Annotated in this window: 24 protein-coding genes; 4 read left to right on the top strand and 20 right to left on the bottom strand. The window is 60.2% G+C overall.

Going from position 1 to position 25,624, the window contains the following annotated elements; all coding sequences use genetic code 11:
• Positions 1–107: 107 nt before the first annotated feature.
• From dmpG to BT264_RS35085, 13 genes are all read right to left on the bottom strand, one after another.
• Positions 108–1,130: a 4-hydroxy-2-oxovalerate aldolase gene (gene dmpG, locus BT264_RS35145; RefSeq protein WP_072445169.1), complete on the bottom strand. Its 1,023-nt coding sequence runs from the start codon at positions 1,128–1,130 to the stop codon at positions 108–110.
• 12 nt (positions 1,131–1,142) lie between these two features.
• Entirely contained in the window at positions 1,143–2,093 is a 951-nt protein-coding gene (locus BT264_RS35140; RefSeq protein WP_072445170.1) for an acetaldehyde dehydrogenase (acetylating), read from the bottom strand.
• Positions 2,094–2,122: 29 nt separating this feature from the next.
• Entirely contained in the window at positions 2,123–2,902 is a 780-nt protein-coding gene (locus BT264_RS35135) for a 2-keto-4-pentenoate hydratase (RefSeq protein WP_072445171.1), read from the bottom strand.
• Positions 2,903–2,998: 96 nt separating this feature from the next.
• On the bottom strand, positions 2,999–4,624 hold the full coding sequence (locus BT264_RS35130; RefSeq protein ID WP_072445172.1) for a 3-(methylthio)propionyl-CoA ligase: 1,626 nt from the start codon (positions 4,622–4,624) through the stop codon (positions 2,999–3,001).
• An 80-nt stretch (positions 4,625–4,704) separates the two neighbouring features.
• The gene (locus BT264_RS35125; protein ID WP_072445173.1) at positions 4,705–5,547 is read right to left on the bottom strand and encodes an alpha/beta fold hydrolase; all 843 of its coding nucleotides are present in this window, start codon (positions 5,545–5,547) and stop codon (positions 4,705–4,707) included.
• A gap of 15 nt (positions 5,548–5,562) precedes the next feature.
• Positions 5,563–6,435: a biphenyl-2,3-diol 1,2-dioxygenase gene (gene bphC / locus BT264_RS35120; protein ID WP_072445174.1), complete on the bottom strand. Its 873-nt coding sequence runs from the start codon at positions 6,433–6,435 to the stop codon at positions 5,563–5,565.
• Positions 6,432–7,280, bottom strand: a complete 849-nt coding sequence (gene hcaB, locus BT264_RS35115) for a 3-(cis-5,6-dihydroxycyclohexa-1,3-dien-1-yl)propanoate dehydrogenase (protein WP_072445175.1) — start codon at positions 7,278–7,280, stop codon at positions 6,432–6,434. Before hcaB ends, bphC begins: the two co-directional genes overlap by 4 nt.
• Complete coding sequence (locus BT264_RS35110; RefSeq protein ID WP_072445176.1) at positions 7,281–8,492, bottom strand: NAD(P)/FAD-dependent oxidoreductase; 1,212 nt, start codon at positions 8,490–8,492, stop codon at positions 7,281–7,283. It lies immediately after the preceding gene.
• Positions 8,489–8,812, bottom strand: a complete 324-nt coding sequence (locus tag BT264_RS35105; protein WP_072445177.1) for a bifunctional 3-phenylpropionate/cinnamic acid dioxygenase ferredoxin subunit — start codon at positions 8,810–8,812, stop codon at positions 8,489–8,491. Before BT264_RS35105 ends, BT264_RS35110 begins: the two co-directional genes overlap by 4 nt.
• An 11-nt stretch (positions 8,813–8,823) precedes the next feature.
• A complete protein-coding gene (locus tag BT264_RS35100) occupies positions 8,824–9,372 on the bottom strand; it encodes an aromatic-ring-hydroxylating dioxygenase subunit beta (RefSeq protein ID WP_006752838.1) in 549 nt (182 codons plus the stop codon).
• Positions 9,362–10,684 carry an aromatic ring-hydroxylating oxygenase subunit alpha gene (locus BT264_RS35095; RefSeq protein WP_072445178.1) on the bottom strand — a complete coding sequence of 441 codons (1,323 nt, stop codon included), beginning with the start codon at positions 10,682–10,684 and terminating at the stop codon, positions 9,362–9,364. Before BT264_RS35095 ends, BT264_RS35100 begins: the two co-directional genes overlap by 11 nt.
• A 392-nt stretch (positions 10,685–11,076) precedes the next feature.
• Positions 11,077–12,102, bottom strand: a complete 1,026-nt coding sequence (locus BT264_RS35090; protein ID WP_072445179.1) for a helix-turn-helix domain-containing protein — start codon at positions 12,100–12,102, stop codon at positions 11,077–11,079.
• 55 nt (positions 12,103–12,157) lie between these two features.
• Positions 12,158–12,811 carry a TetR/AcrR family transcriptional regulator gene (locus tag BT264_RS35085; protein ID WP_072445188.1) on the bottom strand — a complete coding sequence of 218 codons (654 nt, stop codon included), beginning with the start codon at positions 12,809–12,811 and terminating at the stop codon, positions 12,158–12,160.
• Between the two features lie 439 nt (positions 12,812–13,250).
• On the opposite strand from BT264_RS35085, the gene BT264_RS35080 reads away from it, so the two are divergent.
• Positions 13,251–13,493, top strand: a complete 243-nt coding sequence (locus BT264_RS35080) for a hypothetical protein (RefSeq protein WP_072445189.1) — start codon at positions 13,251–13,253, stop codon at positions 13,491–13,493.
• Positions 13,494–14,273: 780 nt separating this feature from the next.
• Here BT264_RS35080 and BT264_RS35075 read toward each other — a convergent pair.
• The 5 genes from BT264_RS35075 to BT264_RS35055 form a co-directional block, all read right to left on the bottom strand.
• Positions 14,274–15,011 (bottom strand): OmpW/AlkL family protein, encoded by a 738-nt coding sequence (locus tag BT264_RS35075; RefSeq protein WP_072445190.1) that lies wholly within the window; start codon positions 15,009–15,011, stop codon positions 14,274–14,276.
• 282 nt (positions 15,012–15,293) lie between these two features.
• Positions 15,294–17,303: an acyl-CoA synthetase gene (locus BT264_RS35070; RefSeq protein ID WP_072445180.1), complete on the bottom strand. Its 2,010-nt coding sequence runs from the start codon at positions 17,301–17,303 to the stop codon at positions 15,294–15,296.
• Complete coding sequence (locus BT264_RS35065; RefSeq protein ID WP_072445181.1) at positions 17,300–18,256, bottom strand: fumarylacetoacetate hydrolase family protein; 957 nt, start codon at positions 18,254–18,256, stop codon at positions 17,300–17,302. Before BT264_RS35065 ends, BT264_RS35070 begins: the two co-directional genes overlap by 4 nt.
• Positions 18,257–18,293: 37 nt before the next feature.
• Positions 18,294–19,364 carry a VOC family protein gene (locus BT264_RS35060; protein WP_072445182.1) on the bottom strand — a complete coding sequence of 357 codons (1,071 nt, stop codon included), beginning with the start codon at positions 19,362–19,364 and terminating at the stop codon, positions 18,294–18,296.
• Positions 19,365–19,374: 10 nt separating this feature from the next.
• Positions 19,375–21,048 carry a bifunctional 3-(3-hydroxy-phenyl)propionate/3-hydroxycinnamic acid hydroxylase gene (locus BT264_RS35055; RefSeq protein WP_072445191.1) on the bottom strand — a complete coding sequence of 558 codons (1,674 nt, stop codon included), beginning with the start codon at positions 21,046–21,048 and terminating at the stop codon, positions 19,375–19,377.
• Positions 21,049–21,193: 145 nt separating this feature from the next.
• On the opposite strand from BT264_RS35055, the gene BT264_RS35050 reads away from it, so the two are divergent.
• Entirely contained in the window at positions 21,194–21,940 is a 747-nt protein-coding gene (locus BT264_RS35050) for a TetR/AcrR family transcriptional regulator (protein ID WP_072445183.1), read from the top strand.
• Here BT264_RS35050 and BT264_RS40635 read toward each other — a convergent pair.
• Positions 21,869–22,108, bottom strand: a complete 240-nt coding sequence (locus BT264_RS40635) for a UvrD-helicase domain-containing protein (protein WP_072445184.1) — start codon at positions 22,106–22,108, stop codon at positions 21,869–21,871. The genes BT264_RS35050 and BT264_RS40635 overlap by 72 nt on opposite strands.
• The gene (locus tag BT264_RS35040; RefSeq protein WP_177318447.1) at positions 22,105–22,461 is read right to left on the bottom strand and encodes a hypothetical protein; all 357 of its coding nucleotides are present in this window, start codon (positions 22,459–22,461) and stop codon (positions 22,105–22,107) included. The genes BT264_RS40635 and BT264_RS35040 overlap by 4 nt, the downstream gene beginning before the upstream one ends.
• Positions 22,462–22,495: 34 nt before the next feature.
• Here BT264_RS35040 and BT264_RS35035 point away from each other — a divergent pair, with 34 nt between their 5' ends.
• Positions 22,496–23,398, top strand: a complete 903-nt coding sequence (locus tag BT264_RS35035) for an aminomethyltransferase (protein WP_072445185.1) — start codon at positions 22,496–22,498, stop codon at positions 23,396–23,398.
• Between the two features lie 1,102 nt (positions 23,399–24,500).
• A partial coding sequence (locus tag BT264_RS37635) for an ESPR domain-containing protein (RefSeq protein WP_256260762.1) occupies positions 24,501–25,624 on the top strand: 1,124 nt, incomplete at its 3' end.

The following is a 25,624-nucleotide window of genomic DNA, read 5'->3' as shown; positions in this document are numbered from 1 at the left end:
CATTTATTTAGTATCACCAATTACATAACGTACTTCTCCGAGTATTTCTGTCGATCGAAACTATCTCGCTTGACCGATCCGCAGCTATCCGCGGACCACCAAGTTCCCTACGACTGCCGAGCGCGAAGAAGATCGAGCGCCACGTCGACGATCATGTCCTCCTGCCCGCCAACCATGCGGCGTCGCCCCAGTTCGACAAGGATGTCGACGGTCTTCAATCCGTATTTCCGAGCAGCGCTTTCCGAGTGGCGAAGGAAGCTCGAATAGACGCCCGCATAACCCAGCGCCAGCGTTTCGCGATCGACACGAACGGGCCGGTCCTGTAGTGGACGAACCAGGTCATCGGCAGCATCCATCAGGCTATAAAGATCACAGCCGTGGTTCCAGCCGAGCCGTTCGGCCGCGGCGATGAACACTTCGAGCGGCGCGTTTCCGGCACCGGCGCCCATGCCGGCAAGGCTTGCATCGACGCGGTCGCAGCCTTCCTCGACGGCGACGATGCTGTTGGCGACGCCGAGGCTCAAATTGTGATGGGCATGAATGCCTGTCTCGGTCTCCGGCTTCAATACGTCCTTGAAGGCGCGAAAGCGCTCGCGTACGTCATTCATTCCCAATGCGCCGCCGGAATCGACGACGTAGCAGCACGTCGCCCCGTAGCTCTCCATTAGCTTCGCCTGCTGTGCAAGGTCGCGTGGGGTGGTCATGTGGCTCATCATGAGGAAACCCACTGCCTCCATCCCGAGATCGCGCGCGTACTCGATGTGCTGTTTGGAGATGTCGGCCTCGGTGCAATGCGTGGCTACGCGGACAATACGAGCGCCAGCATCATAGGCGTTGCGCAGATCGTGAATCGTGCCGATCCCGGGCAGCAGCAACGTCGCGACCTTCGCGTGCTTGACCGCTTCCGCCACCGCGGCAATCCATTCGAGATCGGTATGCGCGCCGAATCCGTAGTTGAAACTCGATCCTTGCAGCCCGTCTCCATGCGCCACCTCGATCGAATCGACCTTGGCTTCGTCGAGCGCTTTCGCAATCGCCGCCGCCTGTTGCACGCTGTATTGGTGACGAATCGCATGCGAACCGTCTCGCAGCGTCACGTCGGAGATGTACAGTTTTTTGCCGAGTGTCATGCCGTGTTTCCCCTAGGTCGTAGCATGGGCGACCATCTCGGCGGCCATGCGCTCAGCACAAGCCTTCGCCGCGGAGGTCATGATGTCGAGATTGCCGGCGTAGGACGGCAGATAATGCGCGGCGCCCTCCACCTCTAGGAACACCGAGGTTTTGAGCCCTGTCATACGCGCGCCCACACCAGGGATATTCAAGGGTGCATCAGCTTCTATCCGATCGAATTGCACCCGTTGCTTGAGGCGATAGCCGGGCACATAGCGATTGACGGCGGCGACCATGTCCTCGATCGACCGCTCCACCGCCTCTTCGTCGGCCGAATCGGACAGACAGTAAACCGTGTCACGCATGATGAGGGGCGGATCGGCCGGATTGAGGATGATGATGGCTTTCCCCTTTGCCGCGCCGCCAACCTGCTCGATCGCTTTGGATGTCGTCTCCGTGAACTCGTCGATGTTCGCGCGCGTGCCTGGCCCGGCGGATTTGCTCGAAATGGACGCGATGATCTCGCCGTAGTGCACTTTTGCGACGCGCGACACCGCTGCCACCATGGGAATGGTCGCCTGGCCGCCGCACGTCACCATGTTGACGTTCAGCGTATTGACGTGTGCGTCGAGATTCACAACCGGCACGCAGTACGGGCCGATCGCGGCCGGTGTCAGGTCGATCATGCGAACGTTTGGCTTGAGCCCCCGCAAGAATGCGTCGTTCTTCACGTGCGCTGCCGCGCTCGTCGCGTCAAAGACGATATCGATGTCCCCAAACACCGGCAGGCGCGCAAGCCCCTCGACGCCTTCGTGCGTCGTCGCGACGCCCATGCGTACCGCACGCGCGAGACCGTCGGAAGCGGCATCGATGCCGACCATCGCACCCATCTCGAGATGATCACCGTGTCGCATGATTTTGATCATCAGATCGGTGCCGATGTTGCCCGACCCGATGATCGCGACTTTCAACTTGCCTGCCATGGATTCTCCCGCTCGTTAAAATCGATCGCCTACGCGGCGATACAGGAAACTTTGCCCAGTCCGTCGACTTCCAGCTGCAATGCGTCGCCTTCGCGTACAGGGAACATCGGCCCCAACGCACCCGACAGCACGACATCGCCAGCGCGAAGCGGATCGCCGAGTTGTTGCATCGTCTGGGCGAGCCACCAGGCGGCAAGAAGCGGGTGGCCCAGACATGCGGCCCCATGCCCCTCCGAGACAAGCTCGTCCGTTTTCAGGAAACGCATCTGGCAAGTAGCGAGATCGAGATCGGAAATGCGTTTCGGATCTGTGCCAAGGACATACAGGCCGCAGGAGGCGTTGTCCGCCACCGTATCGACGAGCGTGATGCTCCAGTTCTCGATCGCGCTGTCGACAACCTCGATCGCGGGCAATGCGTACTCGATGCCATGCAGGAATCGGCCCCAGCTCAGTTCCTCGGTCAGGTCGCGCCCGATGACGAAAGCCACCTCGCCCTCGGCCTTGGGCTGAATCAGGCGACTAACCGGAATGTCTGCGCCGCTGACAAACTCCATATCGCTGAACAGGACGCCGAAATCCGGCTGATCGACCCCGAGTTGTCGCTGGACCGCAACCGATGTCAGGCCAACTTTCTTCCCGCAAATTCGTCTCCCGGCGTCGATAGCACGGTTCGTGTTGATTGCCGCTACCCGATACGCATCGCGCAGACTCTCGATCCCGAACCTTTCCGAAATCCTGGAAACCGGGATACGCGTACTGCGGGCTTCGTGCAAGGCATCCGCGGCTTGCTGAACAGAAGAATTAGCCATACGTCCAAACCTCATCAACCAAGATCCCCGGCGCGGACTGGCGTTCGTTCCGCAGCCTTGGAATAGGTGGTATGTTTCATCGACAAGCTTCGAAAATCAGGCCGTCGGCAATCGATGCTCCTTGAACTGCTCCCGCAGTGCGGCTTTTTGAAATTTCCCGGTCGCGGTCATGGGCATGGCTTCGACGAAAACCACATCGTCCGGAACCCACCACTTCGCAACCTTGCCTTCAAAAAACTGCAGCAGTTCATCTCGACCGACATTCGCGCCAGCTTTTTTCACCGCGACCAGTAATGGGCGCTCGCCCCATTTCGGATGACGCACGGCAATGCACGCGGCCAGATGCACCGCCGGGTGAGCCGCTGCGATGTTCTCGATGTCTATCGACGAGATCCATTCACCTCCGGATTTGACGACGTCCTTGCTGCGGTCGGTGATGTGCATGTAGCCATCCGCATCGATCGTCGCCACGTCGCCAGTGGGAAACCAGCCATCCTCCAGCGGAGACGTGTCGTTGCCGTAGTACGAATCTATGATCCACGGGCCGCGAACAAGCAGATCGCCCGCCGTCTTGCCGTCCCAAGGCAACTCGTGACCCAGGCCGTCCACGATCTTCATGTCTATGCCCGGAATCACGGCACCTTGCTTCTCGAGGACCTTTTCTTGCACGGATTCGGAAAGCCCGGCATGCTGACGTCGCAGCGTGCAGCTGGCGCCCATCGCCGAAGTCTCCGTCATGCCCCAGCCATGAGCCACGTCGACACCCAATTCCTTGAAGGCGCGAATCATCGAACGAGAGACGGCCGACCCGCCGATACCTGTTCGACGGAATGTCGAAAACTTCAGATCGTTCGATCGCACATGTTCGAGCAGGCCGAGCCACACGGTCGGCACGCCTGCGGAGTAGGTAACCTGCTCCCCCTCGATCAATTCGTAGAGCGAGGCGCCGTCGAGCCTATGCCCCGGAAGCACCAGCTTCGCGCCGACCAACGGCGCGGAATACGGCAGTTCCCATGCATTCACGTGAAACATGGGAACCACCGGCATGATGACCTCCGACGCCGAACAATTCAGCGAGTCGGGCAAGGCAGAAGCATAGGAATGCAGAACGGTCGAACGATGCGAGTACAGCACGCCCTTCGGGTTTCCGGTCGTACCGGACGTGTAGCAGAGGCCCGATGCGAAGTTCTCATCCAACATCGGCCATTCGTAATTTCCGTCCTGCGCACCGATCAATTCTTCGTAGCAGAGCAAGGAAACCTTGCTGGCGGTGGGCATGTCCTCGCGACCGGCCATCATGATCCATGCCTTGACGCCTGGGCACCGTCCTGCGATTTCCTCGACGAGGGGCAGGAATTGAACGTCGAAACACACGTACGTGTCTTCGGCATCGTTGACGATATGGACGATTTGCTCGGGAAACAATCGTGGATTGATGGTATGGCAGATCGCACCCGCCCCTGGCACGGCGTAGTAAAGCTCCAAATGGCGATAGCTATTCCATGCCAGTGTGCCGATGCGATCGCCTTGTCGCAAGCCGAGCGCCTCCAACGCCTGGGCCAGCTTACGCGCGCGGAGTTCGCACTCCCGATAGGTATAGCGATGAATGCCGCCGTCACTGCCGCGCGAAACAATCTCGACGCCGCCGCTGTATCGCGCCGCGCGCCTGATGATCGAAGAGATGAGCAGGGGCGTGCTCATCATCCGGCCTGTCATTGCCATGAAAAATCCCAGTTAGGTCGTGATTCAACAGCCGTCGGCATCGTATTCCCGTCGGCCGTCCAGCGCTTGTCGTGCGCTCGTCAACGCGCTTCCGAGAGGAAGGACGAGACGACTCGATTGAACCGATCCGCCCATTCCCACTGCGCCCAGTGGCCACACTTCGGGAAGGTATTGAGTTGCGCATTGGGGATGCGCTTCAAATAGATCATCCCGGTATCGAGCGGGACCACGCGGTCCTCCCTCCCCCAGATGATCAGCGTCTCATGCGGCAACGTGGCAAGGCCCGGATCTCGCCAAAGCTCTTCAAACGGTTGTCCCGACTCGAGGCGCATCGGTGGCTGAGCAATGATGCGCGGGTCCATCGCCGCTTCCAATCTGCCCTTCACGAGTTCATCGGTGATCGCGGATTGATCGAACAGACTCTCGCTGATGAAACTCTTCACCTTTTCCGCCGTAATGCCATCGCCCTCATAGGCGGTCGCCAACGTGCGGATCGCGGGCGTGGGCCATTGGCCCAGCGTCGGGAAGCCGCCGGCCGGTCCCATCAGCACGAGCCGGCCGACACGGTCCGGAGCAGTCAAGGCCATCTTCAGAGCAATCATTCCTCCGAGCGAATTACCGATGATGTCGGCCTGAGTAATGGACAGGGAATCCATGAGGCCGAGAATCGAACTCGCCCACCAGCCGGGAATCGATACGCCAACCGGCCTCATGTCGGATTTGCCCCATCCGGCAAGGTCAGGCACGATGACACGATGGCTGCGCGCGAAGAACGGAGCATTCCGGCTATAGTTCGACCAACCGGACGCGCCCGGTCCCGATCCCTGAAGCATGATCAGAGCCGGACCTTCGCCCGCCTCCTGGTAGTGGATTCGGGTGCCTTCGAATTCGACAAACGCGCTGCGGAAATTCACTTCACTCATGTTGTTCTCCCAATCTCACTGGCCGGTACGGTGATGGCCCCACAGGCTGATCCGATCGTGACTTACTACCGTCCAGGACTCGTCGACGCTCACCGCTCCCGCGCCGTATTCGACTTCAAACCCTGACGGCGTTCTCGCGTAAAAGGAGACCATCTGGTCGTTGGTGTGGCGACCCAACGTCATCGTGACCGGCACGCTCTGTTGCTCTGCGCGATCGAGCGCGAAGCCGACGTCGTCGATCGACGGCACCTGCAACATGAAGTGCTGGAGGCGCTTTGGAGCCGGCATTTCGGCGAAAGCCAACGTGTGATGCCGCGGGTTGCAATGAAGGAAATGCAGTTCGAGCGTGCGGTCGGGACCGATCGGCATCGTGATGATGTCGGATAGCTTGAAGCCCAATCCCTGGCAGTAGAATTTGAGTGCTGCCTTGACGTCGGGAACGAGCAGCACGATATGCCCAAGCCCTTGGTCGCCGGTTTCGAAACCGTCGACCACCGCCGATCGAAACGGTGCTTCGCCGCGCTCGGTCGCGCCCCAGTACAGTTCCACTTGCAAGCCGGACGGATCGGCGCAACGTGCCAGCCCGCGCACCTGCCGGCTGCGCGCGAGCTCGCCGGAGTCGCTTTCGACGCTGTAACCCAGTTCCCGCAGGTGTTCGGCCATTCGCACGAGTGCTTCCGGCCCTTCGAGCTCGAATCCGGCATAGGCGATGTCATCGCGCTCACCTTGTTCAACCGAAATCCGCCAGAGACGGTTATCGATACGATAGCGATCGCCGGACGCGCCATTTTCTCCTGGCATCAAGCCCAGGAACTCGGTCGCATACCGTTTCCAGGCGGACAAGTCGGAAGCCTCGACTCCGATATAACCCAACGATTGCACCTTCATGCGACTGTCTCCTGATTGATTGAAAGTTTTTCGAGCAAGCCGGCTCCGCCGCGGCAATCGATAAATCCTTGAACGGCCAACCCGCCGTCGTGTTGCAGGACCGTTCCCGTCGCCGGCACGTTGTCTTCGCGCGACGCAAAGAAAACATAGGCGCCGGTGTAGTCGGCCGGAGTCGGCAGATGACCGATAGGCACCACATGGCGCGCCATTTCGACGAACGGCTCCGCCGGAATCGTGGCCTCCGAGAGTCCGAGCGACTTCACGCCGCTGAGGTTCGTGATCATTCCCCCCGGAGCAACGGCGTTGACGCGGACGAACGGCGCCAATTCGAAAGCGAGTTGCGTAACGATGCCGCGAATTGCGTGCTTGCTGGCCGTGTAGAGGACGCCGCCACCGTCCGACCGAAACGACGCGTTCGATGCCGTGAAGATCAGACTCCCGCGACTTTCGGCCAGCGCTTTCAAGGCGGCCTTGGCGAGCAGAAGATAGCCCTTCACGTTCACGGCGAACAATTCGTCGAACGCTGAAGAGAGTTTGTCTTCCGAGAGGTCGACCAGTGCGGTCTTGAAATCCCAAATCCCGGCGTTCCCGATCGCGCAATCCAGGCGGCCGAACTGAGCGACCAATCCATTCACTGCGCGAAGGTTGTCCTCATACGACGTAACATCGCCCTGGAAGCCCATCACAGCATCACCGAGTGCATCACGGATTTCGGCGATCCGATCAGCCGAGCGGTCAAGCACGCCCACCCGCGCGCCCTCCGAAACGAACCGTTCGACGATGGCGCGGCCCAGGCCAGATGCGCCTCCTGTCACCAGCACGACTTGGTTTTCCAGTTTTTTCATTTAGTTCACCTTGTAGCTAAGCAAGCTGCGAAGCTCGGTAGAGGAATCGGCCAGCAGATCGGTCTGAACCGCGATTCGCGACTCGACGAGCCGTTTGGCCGTCGCGTATTCACGCGGGGCGTCGACTGTCGCAACACCTGCCACCCGTCCATTCGATACGCGGAATACGGAAAAGGACGCGCCTGTCTCATCGCCCCGAATGAGCATCTCTCCCGAGCCGGTGAGATCGCCTGCAAGTTGAATCTTTCGCCCGGCGATTTCGGTCCACGAGAGCGCGGTCTGAGGCTGCTCGTTCACGCGCCCGATCATTGCGCATGCTGCGACGGCCGCCTGTGCCTGGCTGTTGAGAAAACTCTCGAGAGAGCGTCGTCCGCCTTCTACGAGCGGCCACGAGGCAACGTCACCGGCAGCAAAGATTCCGGGAATGGTGCTGCGGCCCGCGGCATCGACGACCACGCCGCGCATACACGCCGCACCTGCGGTTTGTGCGAGTTCGTCGCATGGCTGGGCTCCCACACTCAAGACAACGACGTCAGCCGGCAAGTACGCGCCGTTCGACAATCTCACGCCACGCGCCCGTGTATGGCCTTCGATCGAAGCGACCGTCGCGGATCGATGAATGACCACACCGAGTTGCTGGAGTTGGACCCGCGCCCAAAGCCCCATCATTCGCCCGAGCGCACGCTCCATCAGTTCCTCGCCAGACTCGACGACAGTGACCGCATGCCCTGCCTTCCGCGCGGTGCTGGCGACCTCGCACCCAATCAGGCCACCACCGATGACGACGATCTCGCTCTGCGCCGCTAGCGCGTCTCGAAGCGCGAACGCATCATCCAGCGCGCGTAGCGTATGGACGCCTGGCAACGACACGCCGGGCAAGTCAACCTTGCGAGCCCGGGCGCCGGTCGCCAGCAAAATGCCGTCGGTTGCCACCGACGTACCGTCGTCAAGCGCGAGTACGCCTGCGTCAATCGACACCGCGCGCGCCCCTCGACGCCAGTCAAGCTCCAACGTATTCAGGTCTTCCGTCGAGCACAGCGCCGGCGGAGCGCCCCCGCACAGTGCTTCCTTGGATAACGCAGGTCGTTCATACGGATGCTGGGCCTCCTCGCCGACCAAGATGATTCTGTCGCTATACCCATTGGCACGAAGCGTCTGCGCCGCGCGTACACCGGCGAGGCCCGAACCGACAATCGCAAGCGGCTGTTTCATATGCCGGCCTCAGGTTCAAGATCGATCAGTACCCGGTCACCCACCACCTTGATCGGAAACACTTTGACGTCGCGTATCGCCGGCGGCGCACAGACCTTCCCGGTCTTCACGCAGAACTTCGCCATATGCAGGCTGCATTCGATCAGGCCGTCATCCAGATAGCCGTCTGACAAGGACCAGTCTCCATGCGGACACTTGTCCTCGATCGCATAGAAATCGCCGTCGATCTTGAACACGGCGACCGCCTCGGGTCCCGTGTCGATCCTCAACCCGGCGTCGCTCGGGACGTCCGATACTGAGCAAACATCGGTAAACGACATTGCGCTCACCCTCAAAGGAAGAAACTGAGGTTGTTCGCGAGAAACGTCGTCTGATCGAGCAAGATGCGCCGACTGACGATCTGAAATCCCGCGTCCGTATCGACGCAGCGCAGGCGATCATGGCGTTCCCCGACCAGGTAGTCGGTCTGCCGTTCCGACCTGCCGCGATACGCGAGGAAGTTCGAGCGGACGAGGTATTCACCCTGCCCGGCAGCGCTTGCGCGTACGTTCGTAATCAGATGCCGCGTGTGAGACGGCGGCTCCTCGGCCCATGCAGCGCCCGATTGGAGTTTGCGCAGACGAAGCTTGAGGTTCTCCTTGCTTTCGTCGAAGTACGCGAGTTCATCAGGACTGGTCCATTCCAGTTTTCGCTCGCGCGGCCCCACGTTGCGGCGGATCGGCATCACATAACGGAGGTCGTCGGCCATCAGCTCGATCCACTCCGCGATGTTTCTGTCGTCGAGAAGCTCGGCTTCGAGAAAGAGGAACTGTTCAATCGCAAAGTGTTCTGCCGCCGAAACGGCGCTCGCGCGCGTCGCGGCGATTTCGTTAGCAACCATGGCCGGCCTCCTTGGCGCACGTATCGTGTTGCGTCGGCATGCACATCAACTTGAGCCAGTGGCCATAGAGTCGCCGTGCGGCCTCCTCGCTGTAGCAGCCCTCGACAGTGCCGGGGAACGCGGGATCCGCGGCGGGATTCACATCCTTACCCATCTGAATGCTCATGGTGGTACGGCGTGCCTGGTGTCCGCGCAGCACACGCTGGATCTCGACCCAATTCTCGCCGTCGTCCTGTTCCCATGTTCCTGCCGGCGAGAAGGTACGCAACGTGGCTTGCCGGAGTTGCTCCTTCTCCGCAGGCGAAGCGTCGGAGTCGACCAAACAGAACGCCCAGACCTCGATTTCGCCAGGGCCACGCGGATGCCAGACGCGGCAGCTGTGCACGCCCCCGAAGAATGAGAACGTGGGAAACACGGTCATGTGTTGCGCGGTCACCGCGCTCACGCCAGCGTTGTGAGCGGCATGCCGCTGAGCAAGGGCCGCCGAATCGTATCCCGGCTCGCGCTGGCCAGCCTGCGACACAATCCAGTCTTCGTGAAGGCCCGGGGCCAGGAAAAATCCCGTGCCGTGTCCTTGGTCCGATAACAGTTGACGCCCCGGCAGCGGCAGTTCCTTGCCCGCATACTCCGGTGTTGTCGCAACTTGCACCGACACATGCGACATGACCCCGTGGTGCATATCGCTGGCGAATTGCTCAGCGGCAAGCTTCCAGTTGCAGGGGATGACCCACTTGTAGATCCCGCCGATCGGCTCCGTACCGGTAGGCGACCGATCGAGCAGTGCGTCCAGATACAGTGCGGCTTCGCCGAGCGATTCTTTCAGCGATTGTGCATGCTCGTCCCAGTTGGCGAAGATCAGGCCCTTGTAGCTTTCAACTCGAGGAACGCGCCTTGCAGGCCATTCTTCCTTGTTGAAGCACGGCCCGTAGTGCTCCTCTGACGGGACGTTCACGAGAGCGCCGTCAATCCCGTAGGCCCAGCCGTGGTAACTGCATGTGAATGCCTTCGCGTTGCCTTGGTCCGCACGGCAAATCTTCATGCCGCGATGACGGCACTGATTGAGCAAGACGGCGACCGACCCGTCCTTTTGCCGAACTGCAACGACGGGATCCTCCGCCATATACGTGGAGAAGAAATCCCCGGTCTTGGGAATATGTTTCTCGTGAGCGATGAACAGCCACGACCTCCCGAAGATGCGGTCCAGCTCCTGCTCGTAGATACCCTGGTCGGAGTAGACCAGTGGACTGATCGTCCCCGCCTCTTCGTCGAACAGCGCAGAAGCAGGGTAGCCTTGAATGGTGGTATCAGGCACTTGCGTCTCCTAGATAGTTGCCCATGGCGAAGCATCGGCTCTTATTGCGGTATGCGGCCGTTGGTGTGAGCGTCGCGCGCATTTCCGTTACGGGAACAATAGGCGTTCGCGGACTGCCCACCTTTGCTCACAGCGCGGAAAAGCTTTGCTTGTCGGGCAGCGACATCCTCGGATCACATGGCGATGCTTCGCGGGACAGCATCGATGGACGATGCTGCCGGCCGCAGAGTGGGAACGTTGGGACGGATGCCCGTTGTGACGGCATGACGAGCGTCATACCGCAGAGAGCGACGAACTTTAGTTGATAGCGCGTTCGCGCGGTGGAACAGGGCGCGTCAGCGCGGGCACGGGCACGGGCACGGGCACGGGCACGGGCACGGGCATACAGATGCTCACATGACTTCCAGCTGGCCGCCCCTTTCGGCGTCGACTGACGGAAGGCCTTCGCGGCGGATACGATCTCTCAGTTGGCCTGGGCTTTCGCCAAATCGATTCTTGAAGGCTCGATTGAAGTGGCTAATGTTCTTGAATCCTTCTTCGTACGCAACCTGGCAAATTGTTTCCCTGACTTGGCTTCTAAGAAGCAATCGTTTTCTGCATCGCTCGAGTCGCTCCGCGATGATCCACTCTGTTACCGTCGTCTGACATTGAGCGAAGAGTTCATTCAGGCGACGAACGCTTATGCCCATGGCGCTTGCGATGGAAGATGGGGTAAGGGTGTCGTCGTGCAACCTGGCGACAATGTGCGATTTGATCCGCTGCAGAGTCGCGCGGCTATATGTCGTTGCATGCCCCTCTCTCGCCACGATCGAACTGGCGCTTACCGCCGCCGCGATGAGATCCAGCAAGCTACTCTCCAGCCACGGGACGCTATCCCCTGCAATCGAATTCGCCGACTCGTATGTGGTCAGCAGCGTTCTCAACAGCACATGCATGATCCCGTGCCGGCTATCGAATTTTCGGTCTACCGCATCCTGAAAGATCACGCGTCTAATGTGTGATTCAATTTTCGGAAGACGTACCCATAGCCCATCAAAGCCTGCCGAGAACTCCAACCGGCCAGGGTGCTCCGGGCCGATGAGCGCAATGTCGCCCTCGGCCAAAGTGTAGTAGCTATTCCCGATTTCACATGACAGTTGACTTGCCAGAACGACGACTAGAATTAACTCGTCCTGCCCGCCCCTGCCGCTTTTCGAATCTCGACGGATTCCGAACGGACGATTGGAAATCGCCGCCTCGGAACGCAGCATTTCAATGCTACTCAATCGGCGACGCGTAATCTTTCCGACCGGCTCAAACCGATTCCGGGAAGACTCGAGTTCCAACCGCTCGCCGTCAAACGCCTCGCACAGCCGCTGCGATGTCAGACGCTCGAAACCTTGTGGATCGGACGACAACTGTTGAATAGGTGCGTACATGTGTCTCCCCCATCATTAGTGGGTCATTTACGTTGTATTACCTTCTCGTGCCGCGCTACTGTGAAGCGCAGCTGAGCGCCCTCCAGACAGCCTTCGTCGCAGCGCGAAGTGCTTCATCGTCTGACGATGCGCCATGTGCCGGCCGGACTAAAACGATCAAACCGGCCAAATGGGAGTACAGCAGACGACCGCGTAACGCGCACTCCCGGGGTGTAAGCGATCGATTGATTTTGGCCAGCAGTCGGGCGAACGTCTCCTGGAATCGACGGTTGAAACTTGCCATCAGGTCTCGGGCAAATTCTTCGCGCTCGGCCATGCTCCAGACTTCCAGGCAAAATGGTGCAATGTGCGTACCACGCTTGACCAACTCGTCAAAGACGATATCTGCGATGGCATCCAGCCGAGCCTCCGGCGATAGATCATCGTCGTCGACCACACTTTCATAGAGCATCAGATATCGTGTTGCCACCGCCTCCAACGCCGCTCGCAAAAGGTCTTCTCTGGTCGGAAAGTAGTGCTGCAAGGTCGCCAGGTGGATCCCAACATCGCTTGCCACGCGGCGCAAAGCGAAGCCAACGTTACCGTACTGCGCGAGCACATTGATCGCGGCCTCCACGATTTCGGGGATTCGTGTCGTTCTGTTGCCGCGACGCTTTGGCTCGTCGGCTAACTCTTTAGCCTCTGTCAGCTCAATCGTCAGTTCCCTCATCTTTGACCTCTTGCCGGCAGCCGCCGGTGTGCGCTTCGGACGGTCCAACCGCTCAGATATCAACATTCCCTCGACCGAGCGATCGCAGTCAGTTCATCGGTCCTCGCCTTAGCCACCATGGCGAGCAACCACCTTGTCATAAAGAATATGTCACGCGACTGATAATTGCCAGTCAATCGAGCATACAAAGATCGGACCCCGTTTATATTTCTTCTATTTATCAGGCGGGTAGGTGATTTTCCTAGGCGTCACGACATTGATATATCAGTCGCATGACTGTATAAATAAGTCATGCGACTGATAATGACTGCCCGACACCAGCCCGGAAGTCAAGTTACCCGATGGCAAATCGGAGCACCCGCGCCTTGGCGGTACCGCATGCGCCAAGGTGCGGACTCACAAGGTGGTCGAGTCGCGGTGACGGGTCATGGAGAGTGCGATGAACTACGACGGGTATTGTTTGCGCAGGTTGATCGACAAGTGGCTTGCCCCCTCCGACACGTCACCGATTCGCATCAAGCGCTTCCAGCTCAGCGACAAGGTATATCGCGAAGGACGCTGCGTCTGTGTTGAGTCCACCAAGCCGGACCGATCGTTGGCGATATTTTTCTTCCGACACGATGACGGCTTATGGTACGTATTCCCCCCAGTTGCAACGCGACCGGCGATGCGCGCCGCTTGACTTGATGAATGAGTTCCCAGGACATCAAGTCGCTTGCTCGACACCGAGCACACGCATGCGTGTCCTCTTGCTCCGTATCGGAAATACTGCCGGCTGCTGTTCCTTCAGCCCGTTAGCCAGATGCGCTTGTGTCGGGGTCGTTTAGAAATCGTATCGGCGAAAGCCATTACTCAGAAAACGGTTCGCTGCGCCGAAGATGCCGGAAAATGTACCCAGCCTCTTTCCTCTAGCGTGTATTCGAAATCGAGAATGTAGTTCGGTACTTCCGGTTGTCGTCGGCGCTCCGAGGTAGCTGTAGAACAAGTGATTTATCTCGCATTCGCCCACATTTTCCCGCAACTCATGCCAACGATCATCCTCACCCCAAGGGGTGCTTTATGCCCGCCATCTGGAACTCTACGCGCAAAGGGCTCCCCCGTGCCGCCCCTTGTCCGGGCTACGGACTTGGGCTGGGTGCCGGCACAAGTTGCTTTGCAACTGAATGTGCTCCGGCTTCGCTATGGACAATTGCGAATCCGATTGAGGCCGACTTTCGGGCCCGGAGAGTGCCGGCCGGAACGGCAGTTGGGCGTCGCGTCCACAGGGCTGGGACGCGACATCTGAAGGGAGGAGGAGAGTCGCGACGACGAACAGATTCAGAATGTCGTCGCAGACCGAGAGCATCGGCCGACTTCCCTTTGTCGCACCGAGTTTGCTGTCTATTTGGCTTCTCGCCGCCCTTGCAATTTCTCCCAGGTGACGATGAATGCTTGATCAACAAGCACACGCATGCCGGGATTGCTAGAACGTATAAGCAATATCGAGATGTGTAACGAGCGGATTTACCCGGATGCGCATTTTCGTCACGATATCGACACCAGTTGCGGTCGTGGCATTCGTCGTTAGCGTGGTCGACAACGGAATATAGGACAGGGACGCGTTGATCGACCAATGCTTGCTGAGCGTATAGTTTGCACCGAGTTCGAACGTCGGGTTCCACGAAGAGCTCAACGACGCTCGCGTCGAGCAGCCGGGCCCGCATGTGGTATTGATGAACGACTGATTGACGATGCGAGTATCCGAGTACCACGTGTAGTTGACGCCTAGTCCGACGAATGGCCTGAACTTGGCATTGGCCGCAAGGAAGTGATATCTAACTTCGAGGACGGGCGCCAGCGGTTTTGTTTTTCCGATCACCCCGAACGAGGCCAACGAACTGTTGCCAATTAGGTCCGTCGTAAACGGCGTGCCAGCCAAGAACGCGATACCGATATTGTCGGTGACGAAGTACTCCGCCATCAGGCTTGCGGCGTCCGATGCCCCAGCGTGAGCTCCAGTCCCAGCTTGCTGCTGATTCACCGTTGCGCCGGCGACACTTTCGACGACAATGGGATCTGCGTTCCCCTGCGGCATGACGTGCAGCCAGCCGACTCCTAACTGCATACTGCCGCTCGATTGCGCGTTCGCGTGACCTGCAAACGATGCGGCGCACATAAGCGCCACTGTGCCGACCGTTCTGAATGTCTTCCTGATTTCCATCTTGTCTCCTTCCATTGGTGAATTGGCCTGCTTGGCGCAATCGCCTTATCGGATATCTGCTGTTGGCAGTCTTTTGTTTTGTAGGGAATTCAAGCTACCATTCGATACTCTTTCGCTTCTTCCCTCCTTGTTAAGTTCGAACTACTAAATTAATAATTGCCAAATCTAAGTGGTTTCGCATGCGATCCACCAGCCTTAAATCTCAAGGGCTGCACCGCCGAAACTCGCGTTGCGGCAGTATCACTGTTCAATCAGAAGTTGAGACGACGCTAGATGTCGGATTTATCCGTTTCGCACAATTTCGGTTTTCCCGCCGTCCGCTTGTGCATCTAATGGAGACTGCACGGCCGCATCGATCACGAATGCAAACGGGAAGCGCCCCAGCACCGCGCTTGCCTGCACCTCTAGCGCCGGATCAGCAAGTGCGACATGTGCTGATACACCACGCGATGCGTCGTTTTCGACCATGACACGAGCGTCGGTCACGCCGGCTTCGTAGAGTGCGGAGCGAAGCGCATCGGCCGTTTCGCGTCGCTTCAACTCCGGCTTGAAGATCTTGCCGACGGCTGTCAACGGCATCGCTTCCACGATCCGGATCTGCCTTGGAAGCGCGGCGCGTTCGCCGATTTCGCCTCGCATGAATTCCGCGAGATCATCCTCTGTGGCATGCGCGCCTGCCTTGAGCTGCACGTATGCCACCGGCAACTCGCCAGCGTGCGCGTCCGGTCGCCCGATGGCAGCTGCGATCTGAACCGCCGGATGGCGATGTAGCGGCTCCTCGATCGTTGCCGGATCGATATTGTGGCCGCCGCGGATGATCAGATCCTTTTTGCGGCCGGTGAGCCAGAAATAGCCGTCGTTGTCGTAACAACCGAGGTCTCCCGTGTTGAGCCAGCGCAGACCGTCGCCCAACTCCAGCCAGAGTTCCCTGTTCTGTTCTGGCTGTACATAGCCGGCGAAGACGTTCGGGCCCGCAATCACGAGCAGGCCTACTTCGTTCGCAACGCAGTCGCGCACATATCGGCCGTCGCCGTCGACGACGATCGCCTTCATCGCCTGCCCAGGGATGCGCAATCCGATTGATCCGAGGCGACGCTCGCCAAGTGGCGGGTTGATGCTGCTGACGCACGCGCCCTCGGTTAGTCCGTAACCTTCCAGAATCCGGATCCCGGTGCGTTCCTGGAACGTCCGAAACACTTCGATCGGCATCGGAGCTGCACCGCACAGGCCATATTCAAGCGAATCGACGTTTCTGCCGCCGATTGGGACATCGAGCAGCGATGCATAGAGCGTCGGCACGCCGCTGAAGAAATTGATGCGATGGTGTTCGACCAATTCCCAGAAGCGCTTGACGACGCCTTCGCCGCGGTAGCCTTGCGGCGTGCCCAGCACGACATGAGCGCCGCGCGAGAACGGCACGAGCCCGGTCGCCAGGACGGCGTTGACGTGAAACAGTGGCAGGCCGCAGAAGACTGTTTTGCCGGGCCCGATGCCGGCGCCGAAAAACTGGCCGACGCTCCAGGCGTTGGCGACCTCGTTGCCATGGCGGCGCATCGCGATCTTTGGCAAGCCGGTCGTACCGCCGGTACAGAAATACGACGAATGGTCCTCGGGATGGAAGCGACGACGGTTATCAAGCGCTGCCCCCGACTCCCGCGCGACGGATCGTCGGAAATCATGAACCCCGATTCGCCCGGGTACCGCACTGCGTACACCGCCCGGGCCATGTAACCTCGCACACTCCCGACGCTGCATCAGGCGCGCCACGAGCCGCTTCGGCGCTCGCACCCGATCAGCCAGATTGACGAGAACCAGATGTCGGAGCGTTTCGACCCGATCGAGCACGGACTGCACTTTTGACCACAGGTCGGTGCCAGGAAACGGCGCCAGCGTTACCAGCACTTCCGCCTTCGCCGCGTTCAACAATTCCGCGATCGCGACCGACTCAAGAAGCGGATTGATTGCGCATATCACTCCCGCCGCCTCGCCACCCCAGATCACGAAATGCGTCTCGGGCAAGTTCGGCAGGATGTAGGCGATCACAGTGTCTCGACGCACGCCGAGACGGGTGAAGAGATTTGCGGTGCGCGTAATGTCGCGAACCAGCTCGCGATAGGTCCAGCGCGCGACGTTGCGATGATCGTCGGCTCGCAGGAAAAACGACAGCGCAGGAGCGGACGGATCGAGTGCAGCGCCGCGGCAGATCATCTCGTACGTGCTGGCCGGTAAATCCTCTGGTGGACCGCTCGTCTCGATTGCGATGACGTCCGTCTGATTGGCGATTCCGTTCATGCGATCTCATCCACGACACAATTGCGTTGCACGCCGAGATCGATCAGTCCGTCCGCGCTGGCAATGCGCGCTTCGACGATGTCTCCGGTCTGCAGATACTGGCTCCTGCCCGCCTGAATTTTCATGAACATGCGCCATTTGGCGGCCTCGGGCAGCAGCCCGGCGATTCGCTGCTTCGCCGGCGACGGAACGCTCAATGCGCAGCCGGATGGCGTGCCGGTCGCAATCAGATCGCCGACATGCAGGTCATGCACGCCAGAGAGTTCGGTCAGTGTCTCGGCTGGTCCGTAGACGAGATTGGCCGTCGAATCCTTCTGCCGGACCTGCCCATTGACTGTCAGCGTCAGGTCCAGTCCTTGCAGCTTCGGGATTTCATGAGCCTCCAGCATGCAAAGGTAAGGACCGACTGGTCCGAAGGTCCGGTAACTCTTGCCTTTATAGAACTGCATCTGAGGAATCTGCACGTCGCGCGCCGAGTAGTCGTTCACAATGACGATGCCGGCGAGGTACTCGTGCAGATCCGCGTTGGTGATCCGCTGGCGGGTGACGATGTCTCGCTTCATCACCAATCCCAATTCGATCTCGTAATCCAGAAAGCGCACTCGTCGCGGCCGTACGACGTGCGAATCGGCGGGAACGATACAGCTCGTCGCCTTCGTGAAGATCATATTGAACGTCTTCGCATCGGGGTCCATGCCAGATTCGATCATGTGCTGCCGGTAGTTCGCACCCTGACACACGAATTGCTGATTGCGCGTGACAGGCGAGAGCCATTCCACCTCCGATTCCTGGATTGTTGGCCCGGACAGCATGGACAATGCCTCGATCCGGTTTGCGCGAACGAACTCGGCCGTCGTCTCGAATTCGCCTGGAATCGGCGTAATCACACCTTGCCGGATGACGCCCCACCGGGCGTGGCCGTGATGCCTGTAGTGCAGAATGTGCAATGACATGAATGTGCCTCGAATAACTGGACGAATCGGCGCAGCGTCATGCGAACAGCTTGGCGAGCGTTTTCAGCTTGCCTACCGTCACGTCAGGACTGCGTCGGAGACTGCGGACGAGCGCGGCCACACTGGCCGGCGTGAATTTGGGTTTGGTAAAACTGCGAGGCATCGTCGGTCCCCACTGAGACATCGCTTCGCGGCTGACTTCATGCACCCCCATGGGCACATCCGATGTGAACAGATCGCCGTCGCAGTAATGCTCGTGCTTGTCGCCCCAGGAGTCTTGCCAATAGTCGAAGATCTGACTGCCAAGGACGTGCCGCCCGATACCCCATGCATGCGTCCAGCCCTGGTCACGCAATACGCGCTGGCCCATGCCGACCGCATCGGCGTCCACGACTTCGTAAGCACTATGGCTGTAGAGCGGCGCGAAACCCTGGGCCAGCGCGAGCGTGTGATGATCTGCCGGCGTCGCACCGAGATCGAGCCGCATGAACGTCACCGCGGGCGAACCGTCGGGCAGTAGCTGTACGTCACTTGGGATAAATCCGAAATGCTGCGTGTACCACGCGCAGGTTTTCTGGAAATCTGCCAGCTCCAGCACCACGTGCCCGAGCTTGATCACCTCGGGCGGCCCAGATGGCGGGCGCTGCGTGTCGTTGATGCGGGCGGCGACATCTGCCGTGTTGAAGGCCAGAGGCGATCGATGCGGCAACGTGCTGGCCGTCGCTTGCCCGAACACGGCATCGACGCGAAAGCCGGATGGATCGACGAGGCGCACGCGGTGGCCGCCACCCGGGCAGTCCGACGCTTCGATGTCCGATGCGTCGGGCACACGCGCTAGCGCTTGCAGATCTTCGATGCGATTCACGCGTAAGCCGAAACCGACGAAGCGGGCTTTGGGCGCCTGCCGGACGACATAACAGAATGGCGTCGATCCCGTTCCCCGCAGAAACATCTGCTGGCTGTCGCGCGAAACGGTACGAAGCCCGAAGTCGTTCAGAAACCGCTCGGCTTTGACGAGATCCGGGCGATCAAAAATCAGATACGCCAGTGCCGACGCTTTTGTCGTGGGGCGCGGATGGCGAGCCGGTTGCGGTGTGGTCAGTTGCATGACGAGGGCCTCAGACGAAAGATTGAGCAGGTTCGGTGATAGGTGGCATTGCGCCGATCGGCGTTCCAAGCAAAGCCATGCTCTCGGCGATCAGACGACTCGCTTCGCCCACCGGCCCGTCATGGATTACCACTCGGTCAGGTCGCACAACGGCGGCCCAGCCAAACGGTGCGGCGCGCGGCAGAAATGCGCCCTCGAGATCCTCCCAACCTCCGTTCGCCGCCAGATGCAGCCGCTGCCCGCGATGCGCGATCTGGATAACCGTTCCGCCCGCGGCGGCGAATGCTGCGGCCGTCCGGACATCGAGCGCGGCGCCTGCGTCGCGACCGAATCCGATTAAGGTGAGGCCCGGGCCGAGCACGTCGTCGCTCAGGCACGTCCGGCCGTTGGCGCCGCGAACCCAACCCTGCGGCACGAGCGCGCCGCGCGTCAGTCCGGATCGAGTGCTGCCCGCGACGAAAAGGCCACGCCGGCAGATATTCCTGGGCTTGATCTCCAGTTCTTCGAAATAGGCTCGCCACTTAGGTACAAGCCGCATTGCGCGCATCAGACCGTGAGTGACAAGCGCGACTGCGGCGTTGCGCGGCATCACCAGCCTCCCCATGAGCTGGGCGAAGCGAATCATTGCCTTCACATGCGGCCGACGTTCCTGATCGTAAGTGGCGAGAATCTGTGGCGATGCGTGCCCGTGAATGACGGATGCAAGCTTCCAGCACAAATTGGCGGCGTCGCGCAGCCCTGCGACGAGTCCTTGTCCGACAAACGGGGGCGTGATGTGTGCTGCGTCGCCCGCGAGGAACACTCGCCCTTGGCTGAACGCTTTGACTGTCCTCGCGTGGAAGCGATAGACCGCCTTGCGCTCGATGACCATGTTGTCGACATTGCCCCACGGCGCGAGCAGCTCGCGGATGCGGGCGTCAGACTCCATCTCCTCACGCGTTTCGCCGGGCCGCAGCATGAATTCCCAGCGCTCGCGTGCGCCGGGCGCCGTCATGTGCGGCGTTGGCCGTCGGTGATCGCAAATGAATTCGACGTGGTCGATTGGGCGCGGCACGTTGCGTGCGTCTACGATGAGCCAGTCCTCGACGAAAGTTTTGCCCTTGAATTCCTGCCCGATCAATTGACGGACGAGTGAGCTCGCACCGTCGGCGCCGATCAGGTAGCGCGCTTGAACATCATGAATACGCCCGAGCCCCAGATCCAGCGTCGCTGCAATTGACGCCGGTCCTGATTCAATGCCGAGCAACGCGACTCCGAGCGCTGCACGCGCGCAGGGGTATTGCTGGAGGCGGCTCCGCAGACATCGCTCAAGGTCCGGTTGATAAAACGTTACGAGCTTCGGGTGCCCATCGATGCTGCCCAGTGTGTTGGCCTTACCGAACTCCCCCAGTAGTGGTGAACGCATCCTTACGCAGGGGATTGCGACGGTTTCGAGCTCGTGCTCGGTCACGCCTACGAGCTGAAGTATGCGCAGCGCTTCATTGTCGAGCGCGATGGCCCGGGGGGCCATGTAAATGTCAGTCGCCTTGTCAACGACGAGCACGTTTACTCCGTGGCGCGCGAGAAGGTTGGCTGCGGCGGCGCCGACAGGACCGAAGCCGACGATCAGAACGTCAACATTCGAAGGCAGGTCTTTGATGACCTCCCGACCGGGGCGGTGCCGACCGTCGGGTTGGGCACCCATCTGCGCATTTGTCTCCACAAGCACTCCATTGATCGATTCGTCCGGCTCGGTTCGGCCGATGTATGACATTGAAGCCATAACTGAACGTTTTGTCAATTATGGCTCTTGAGTCTATACTCGGATTTCCTTTCACCGTTGACAAGTCATGCCGAATTCCCCGACACCCCGTGCGGATACGCGCCCTCCAGAGTCCGTGCCTGCAACAGCCACGCCGCAGCGTGAACCGCGCGGTGCGCGCCGCAAGCGCGAAACGCGCGCACGACTGCTTGAGGCTGCACTCGGGCTAATGGCAGAAAAAGGGCCAGAAGGTGTGACGATTAACGAGATCACCGAGGCCGCAGATGTGGGCCGTGGTTCGTTCTATAACCACTTCGAATCGCAGGATGCGATCTACGCGGCGCTCGTGGATTGGGTGTTCGAGGATTTCGCTGATTCACTCGACCGTTGCGCCGCAGATTTGTCTGATCCGGCAGAAATCATTTCGGTGTCGGTACGGCACACGTTGCTGCGAGCGCGACGCGAACCTGTATGGGGACAATTTCTGATCCGGGAAGGCCTATCCGCGCGTGCGCTCAGCCGCGGGCTCGGCCAGCGGCTCCTGCGGGATGTGCAGATGGGTGCCGCGGCCGGACGGTTTGGCGTCGCGGATCCGCTGATGTCTGTCCTTGCAGTTGGCGGCACGGTCCTGGCAGCGATCGCGGCGGACATGCAGTTCGCCGCGCCGGCCACTCCTGTGACGTTTGGATTCGCGGCACTCGGGTTTGGTAACGAAGACTTCCCCGAGCGCGCCGCTACCGTGCTGTTGCAAGCGCTTGGACTCTCACACGCCGAGGCAGAGGTGATCGCCCACCGACCGTTGCCGACCGTCTCGATAGAAGCGAATGCCCCGTAAGAGGAAATACGGCCCCACACGGCCACGCGCCTCGCCGAGATTGCGGCGTATCCGCACAAGGCGGTGCACGGCTGTCTTGGTCTTACCGCTGCCGGCGCAAGCGATGACGCACAGTGGCACCATCGGCGCGTCGACGACCTCCTGCTGCTCTGGTGTCAGCCCGCTCATAGCTTCGGGGTCTCCTCCATTTTGCAAGCGTGCTGGATAGCAGCCTGGATGTAGGCTGGCACTGTGAAGGCCACCTTGTCGTCCGAAATGACGAGTGCCAGAGACTGGGCGAAGCTGCCTTTCTGGACGTTGTTCTTCGGGCGTTCGAACATGCCGCAGAACAATGCCTTGGCCTTGGCCGCGTCGCCAACTTCTGCATCGATGGCAGCAATCAACGACTTGGCGATCCTCGGGTACAGCTTGGCCAGCGCCTTGAGCATGGCCGTGCGGTTGTCCGATTCCAGGGCTAGGTCGTACTCGAACGTCTTGAGGTCATGGCCGCACAAAAATACGCGTTTACGGAAGCTATGCAAGAATCTTTCGACCCGTAATCGCATAACAACAGCCATGACTGACACGCTGCAGGAAGAGCACGCAGCCGCAGATCACGCGATGCGCAACTGGACCTTCGAGAGTCAAGGTCCGGTCAGGATCGGTTCCGATGCGCACAAGCAGATGTTCTGTCGCATGCTGCTCGACACACATAACCCGTACAAGCCGGCCGTGATCGACTGGCCGGCGCTCAAGCCCGACGAGCTCAGGCGGCTCACGTCGCTGCCGATCTGGGACATCGCGGTGCAAACCGAAGGCCGCGCGTCGATTCGCGTGGCGACCTACGCAGCGACGGTCGGCGATCCGCTGCTGCGCCGCGCGCTCGAGATGGACGGCGGCGAGGAAGCGCGCCACAAGGTCGTATTGTCGAAGCTCGTCGCGGCCTACGGCATCCGGCTCGCGCCCGAGCCGGCCTACCCGGCGCCGAAGGACCCCGAGTGGTCGTGGATGATGACGGGCTTCAGCGAATGCATCGACAGCTTCTTCGCGTTCGGCCTGTTCCGCTCCGCGCAGCGCTCCTGTTATTTCCCGCCCGAACTCGTCGACACCTTCGAGCCGGTGATCCAGGAAGAAGGCCGCCACATCCTGTTCTTCGCGAACTGGTACGCCTGGTACTGGCGCACGATCCCGTGGTGGCGCCGGCCGTGGTTCTTCGCGCGCGTCGCGGCCGTGTGGGTGCACCTGATCCGCGACCGCATCGGCATCGCGCGCGGCATCGATGCCGACGGCGTCGCGCGTGACGCGAACTTCCCGGCAACCGGCACCGCCGACATCGGCGATGCGCTGAACCCGCGCGAGCTGATCGAGCTGTGTCTGGTCGAGAACGACCGGCGGATGGCCGGTTACGACAAGCGCCTGCTGCGCCCGATGTTCGTGCCGCGGATGGCGCGGTTCGCGCTGCGGTTTCTCAAGAAGTAAGGTCGACGGCGCGGCCGCAGGTCATGCGGGGGCCCCTTCGTGCGAGGTGCCGTGCGTCCGCGCAGCGCGGGTTGACCGTCGCCACCGCGGCCGATTCGATCCGGAGCGCTCGCACCGCATGCCGGACGAATCGGCGCCCCTCCTGCTCGAAACCAGCTCGTTCCATGCGGTGAGCGACCGCTTCGGCTCACTTCCGTGGACCGAATGTGGCGCGCCCGATACATCTCATCCAACCCTATTTTGCCTCCGACGCTTCGGCGCGCCCCGACGTGGGAGCAAATTGCCGCAGCCGATTCTGACATTTCAGGTGCGTCATCCCCGGCGCTGACCGGCGGTCTTCAACAACCTGTCGACGCCGCGTGGGGCGCCGCTGCGGAGCCGTCTCCCCGACTATCTGGCACGCCTCCCCATTTCGCGCTCATACCGACATCACCGATATCGTCAATAGGACAAATCCGATAGTTGAATGCCAGGAACACTATCTGTCGCTTTGTAGCAATTTTTTACACATTCGACGAGCCAGCTTGCCCGGAACGCCCGCCACACGGGCAGCCACGACGGACGAGATGCGCAAATCAGCACAGCCGGACATGCGGCAATCCAGATCGGCTTTACCGACAGATAATCAATCTCCCAAAAAACAAACCGTCAATTAATTAAGAATTAACGAGGTTTAAACTAAGGTAAACATATTATCGATTCAAGCCTGACATTTCATTACAGAATCGAAAGAGCCAACCTGCACGCAAACGTTTGCCATTTCATTTGTCTTACTTATTGACCACCTCTTTATGTTACCCATCGCACAAATCGTCAGTAAGTCATTGATTTTTATGAAAACATGCGGGCCACCCCACGCAGGACACAATCATACGATGCACCTTTCACATTCTTTCATTTGCATACACGGCAAATACATCAAAACACGACGCATTAACCATTCTTTAACTTTAAAGCCGCCTCATTTATCACTGTTTGTCAATCTCATAAATGCGCCTCCAATAAACTCCGCCCATCAATTTTGAGATTCGCGCGAGCGCACGGAGTATTCCTCTAACAAAAGAGACCGGTGTGTGGCGTGCACATTTGGAGGTAACAGGACATGAACCGCACATACCGCTCGATCTGGAACGAAGCGCTTGGCGCCTGGGTCGCGGCATCGGAAATCGATTCGGCACGGGGCAAGCCGAACAAGTCGGCCGTCGTGGTCGCCGCAGTCGCAGCACTGGCGATCGGCCTGCCGGGGCTCGCCGAGGCCAACACGCTCAACACACAGCAGACCTGCTTTACGGGAAGCAACGGCGCAGTCGGCCGAGTTAACCCGGGTGGCACGCAAAACCAGGCTGGCGACGGCTCCGGTACGTATTCGATCGTGGCCGGCTGTAACTCCAACGGCAACGGCTGGACCGGCGTCACGGTTTACGGCTCCTTCGCGCAAGCGACCGGTAACGGCGCCGTCGCCACCGGCATGCAGTCGTCGGCCGGCCTGTGGGGCGTCGCGGCCGGCCTCGAAACCACCGCGAGCGGCGCAGGCGCCACCGCGCTCGGCTTCGGCTCGACGGCAAACGCGTTGAACTCGGTCGCAATCGGCGGTGCGGGCGGCAACGGCACGACGCCGCTGTCGCAGGCAAATTCGACCATCGCGTCGGGCGCGGGCTCGATCGCAATCGGCAGCAACGCAACGAAGGGCGCACAGTCGGCCGCTTCGGACAGCATCGCGATCGGCGGGCAGTCGGCAGTTACGTCGGCCGCCACGTCGGGGATCGCAATCGGCGTCAATTCGAGCGCGACTGTTGCAAACTCGGTTGCACTTGGCAGCAACTCGATCACGACCTCCGCCGCAGGCACCACGACCGGCGGCACGGGTGCGGTCAGCAATACGACGATCGGTAGTCAGACCTTTGGCACGTATGCAGGCGCGAATTCGGCAGGCGGCGTGGTCAGCGTCGGTGCTGTGAACGCAGAGCGTCGTATCCAGAACGTCGCAGCAGGGCTCGTCAGTGCAAACAGCACCGACGCGATCAACGGTAGCCAGCTCTACGCAGTCGCGAGCACGACGACGTCGAATATCACCAGTCTGTCGACCTCAACGTCGACGGGTTTGTCGTCGGCTAACAGCTCGATCACTTCGTTGTCCACTTCGACTTCGACCGGCATCTCGTCGCTGTCCACGTCGACCTCGACCGGTCTGTCGTCGGCTAACAGCTCCATCACTTCGCTGTCGAC

It is taken from the genome of Burkholderia sp. NFPP32, assembly GCF_900119325.1.
Classification (GTDB): domain Bacteria; phylum Pseudomonadota; class Gammaproteobacteria; order Burkholderiales; family Burkholderiaceae; genus Burkholderia; species Burkholderia pyrrocinia_C.
Note: the sequence above shows the minus strand (reverse complement) of the source record. Positions and strands in the feature narration are given on the sequence as shown.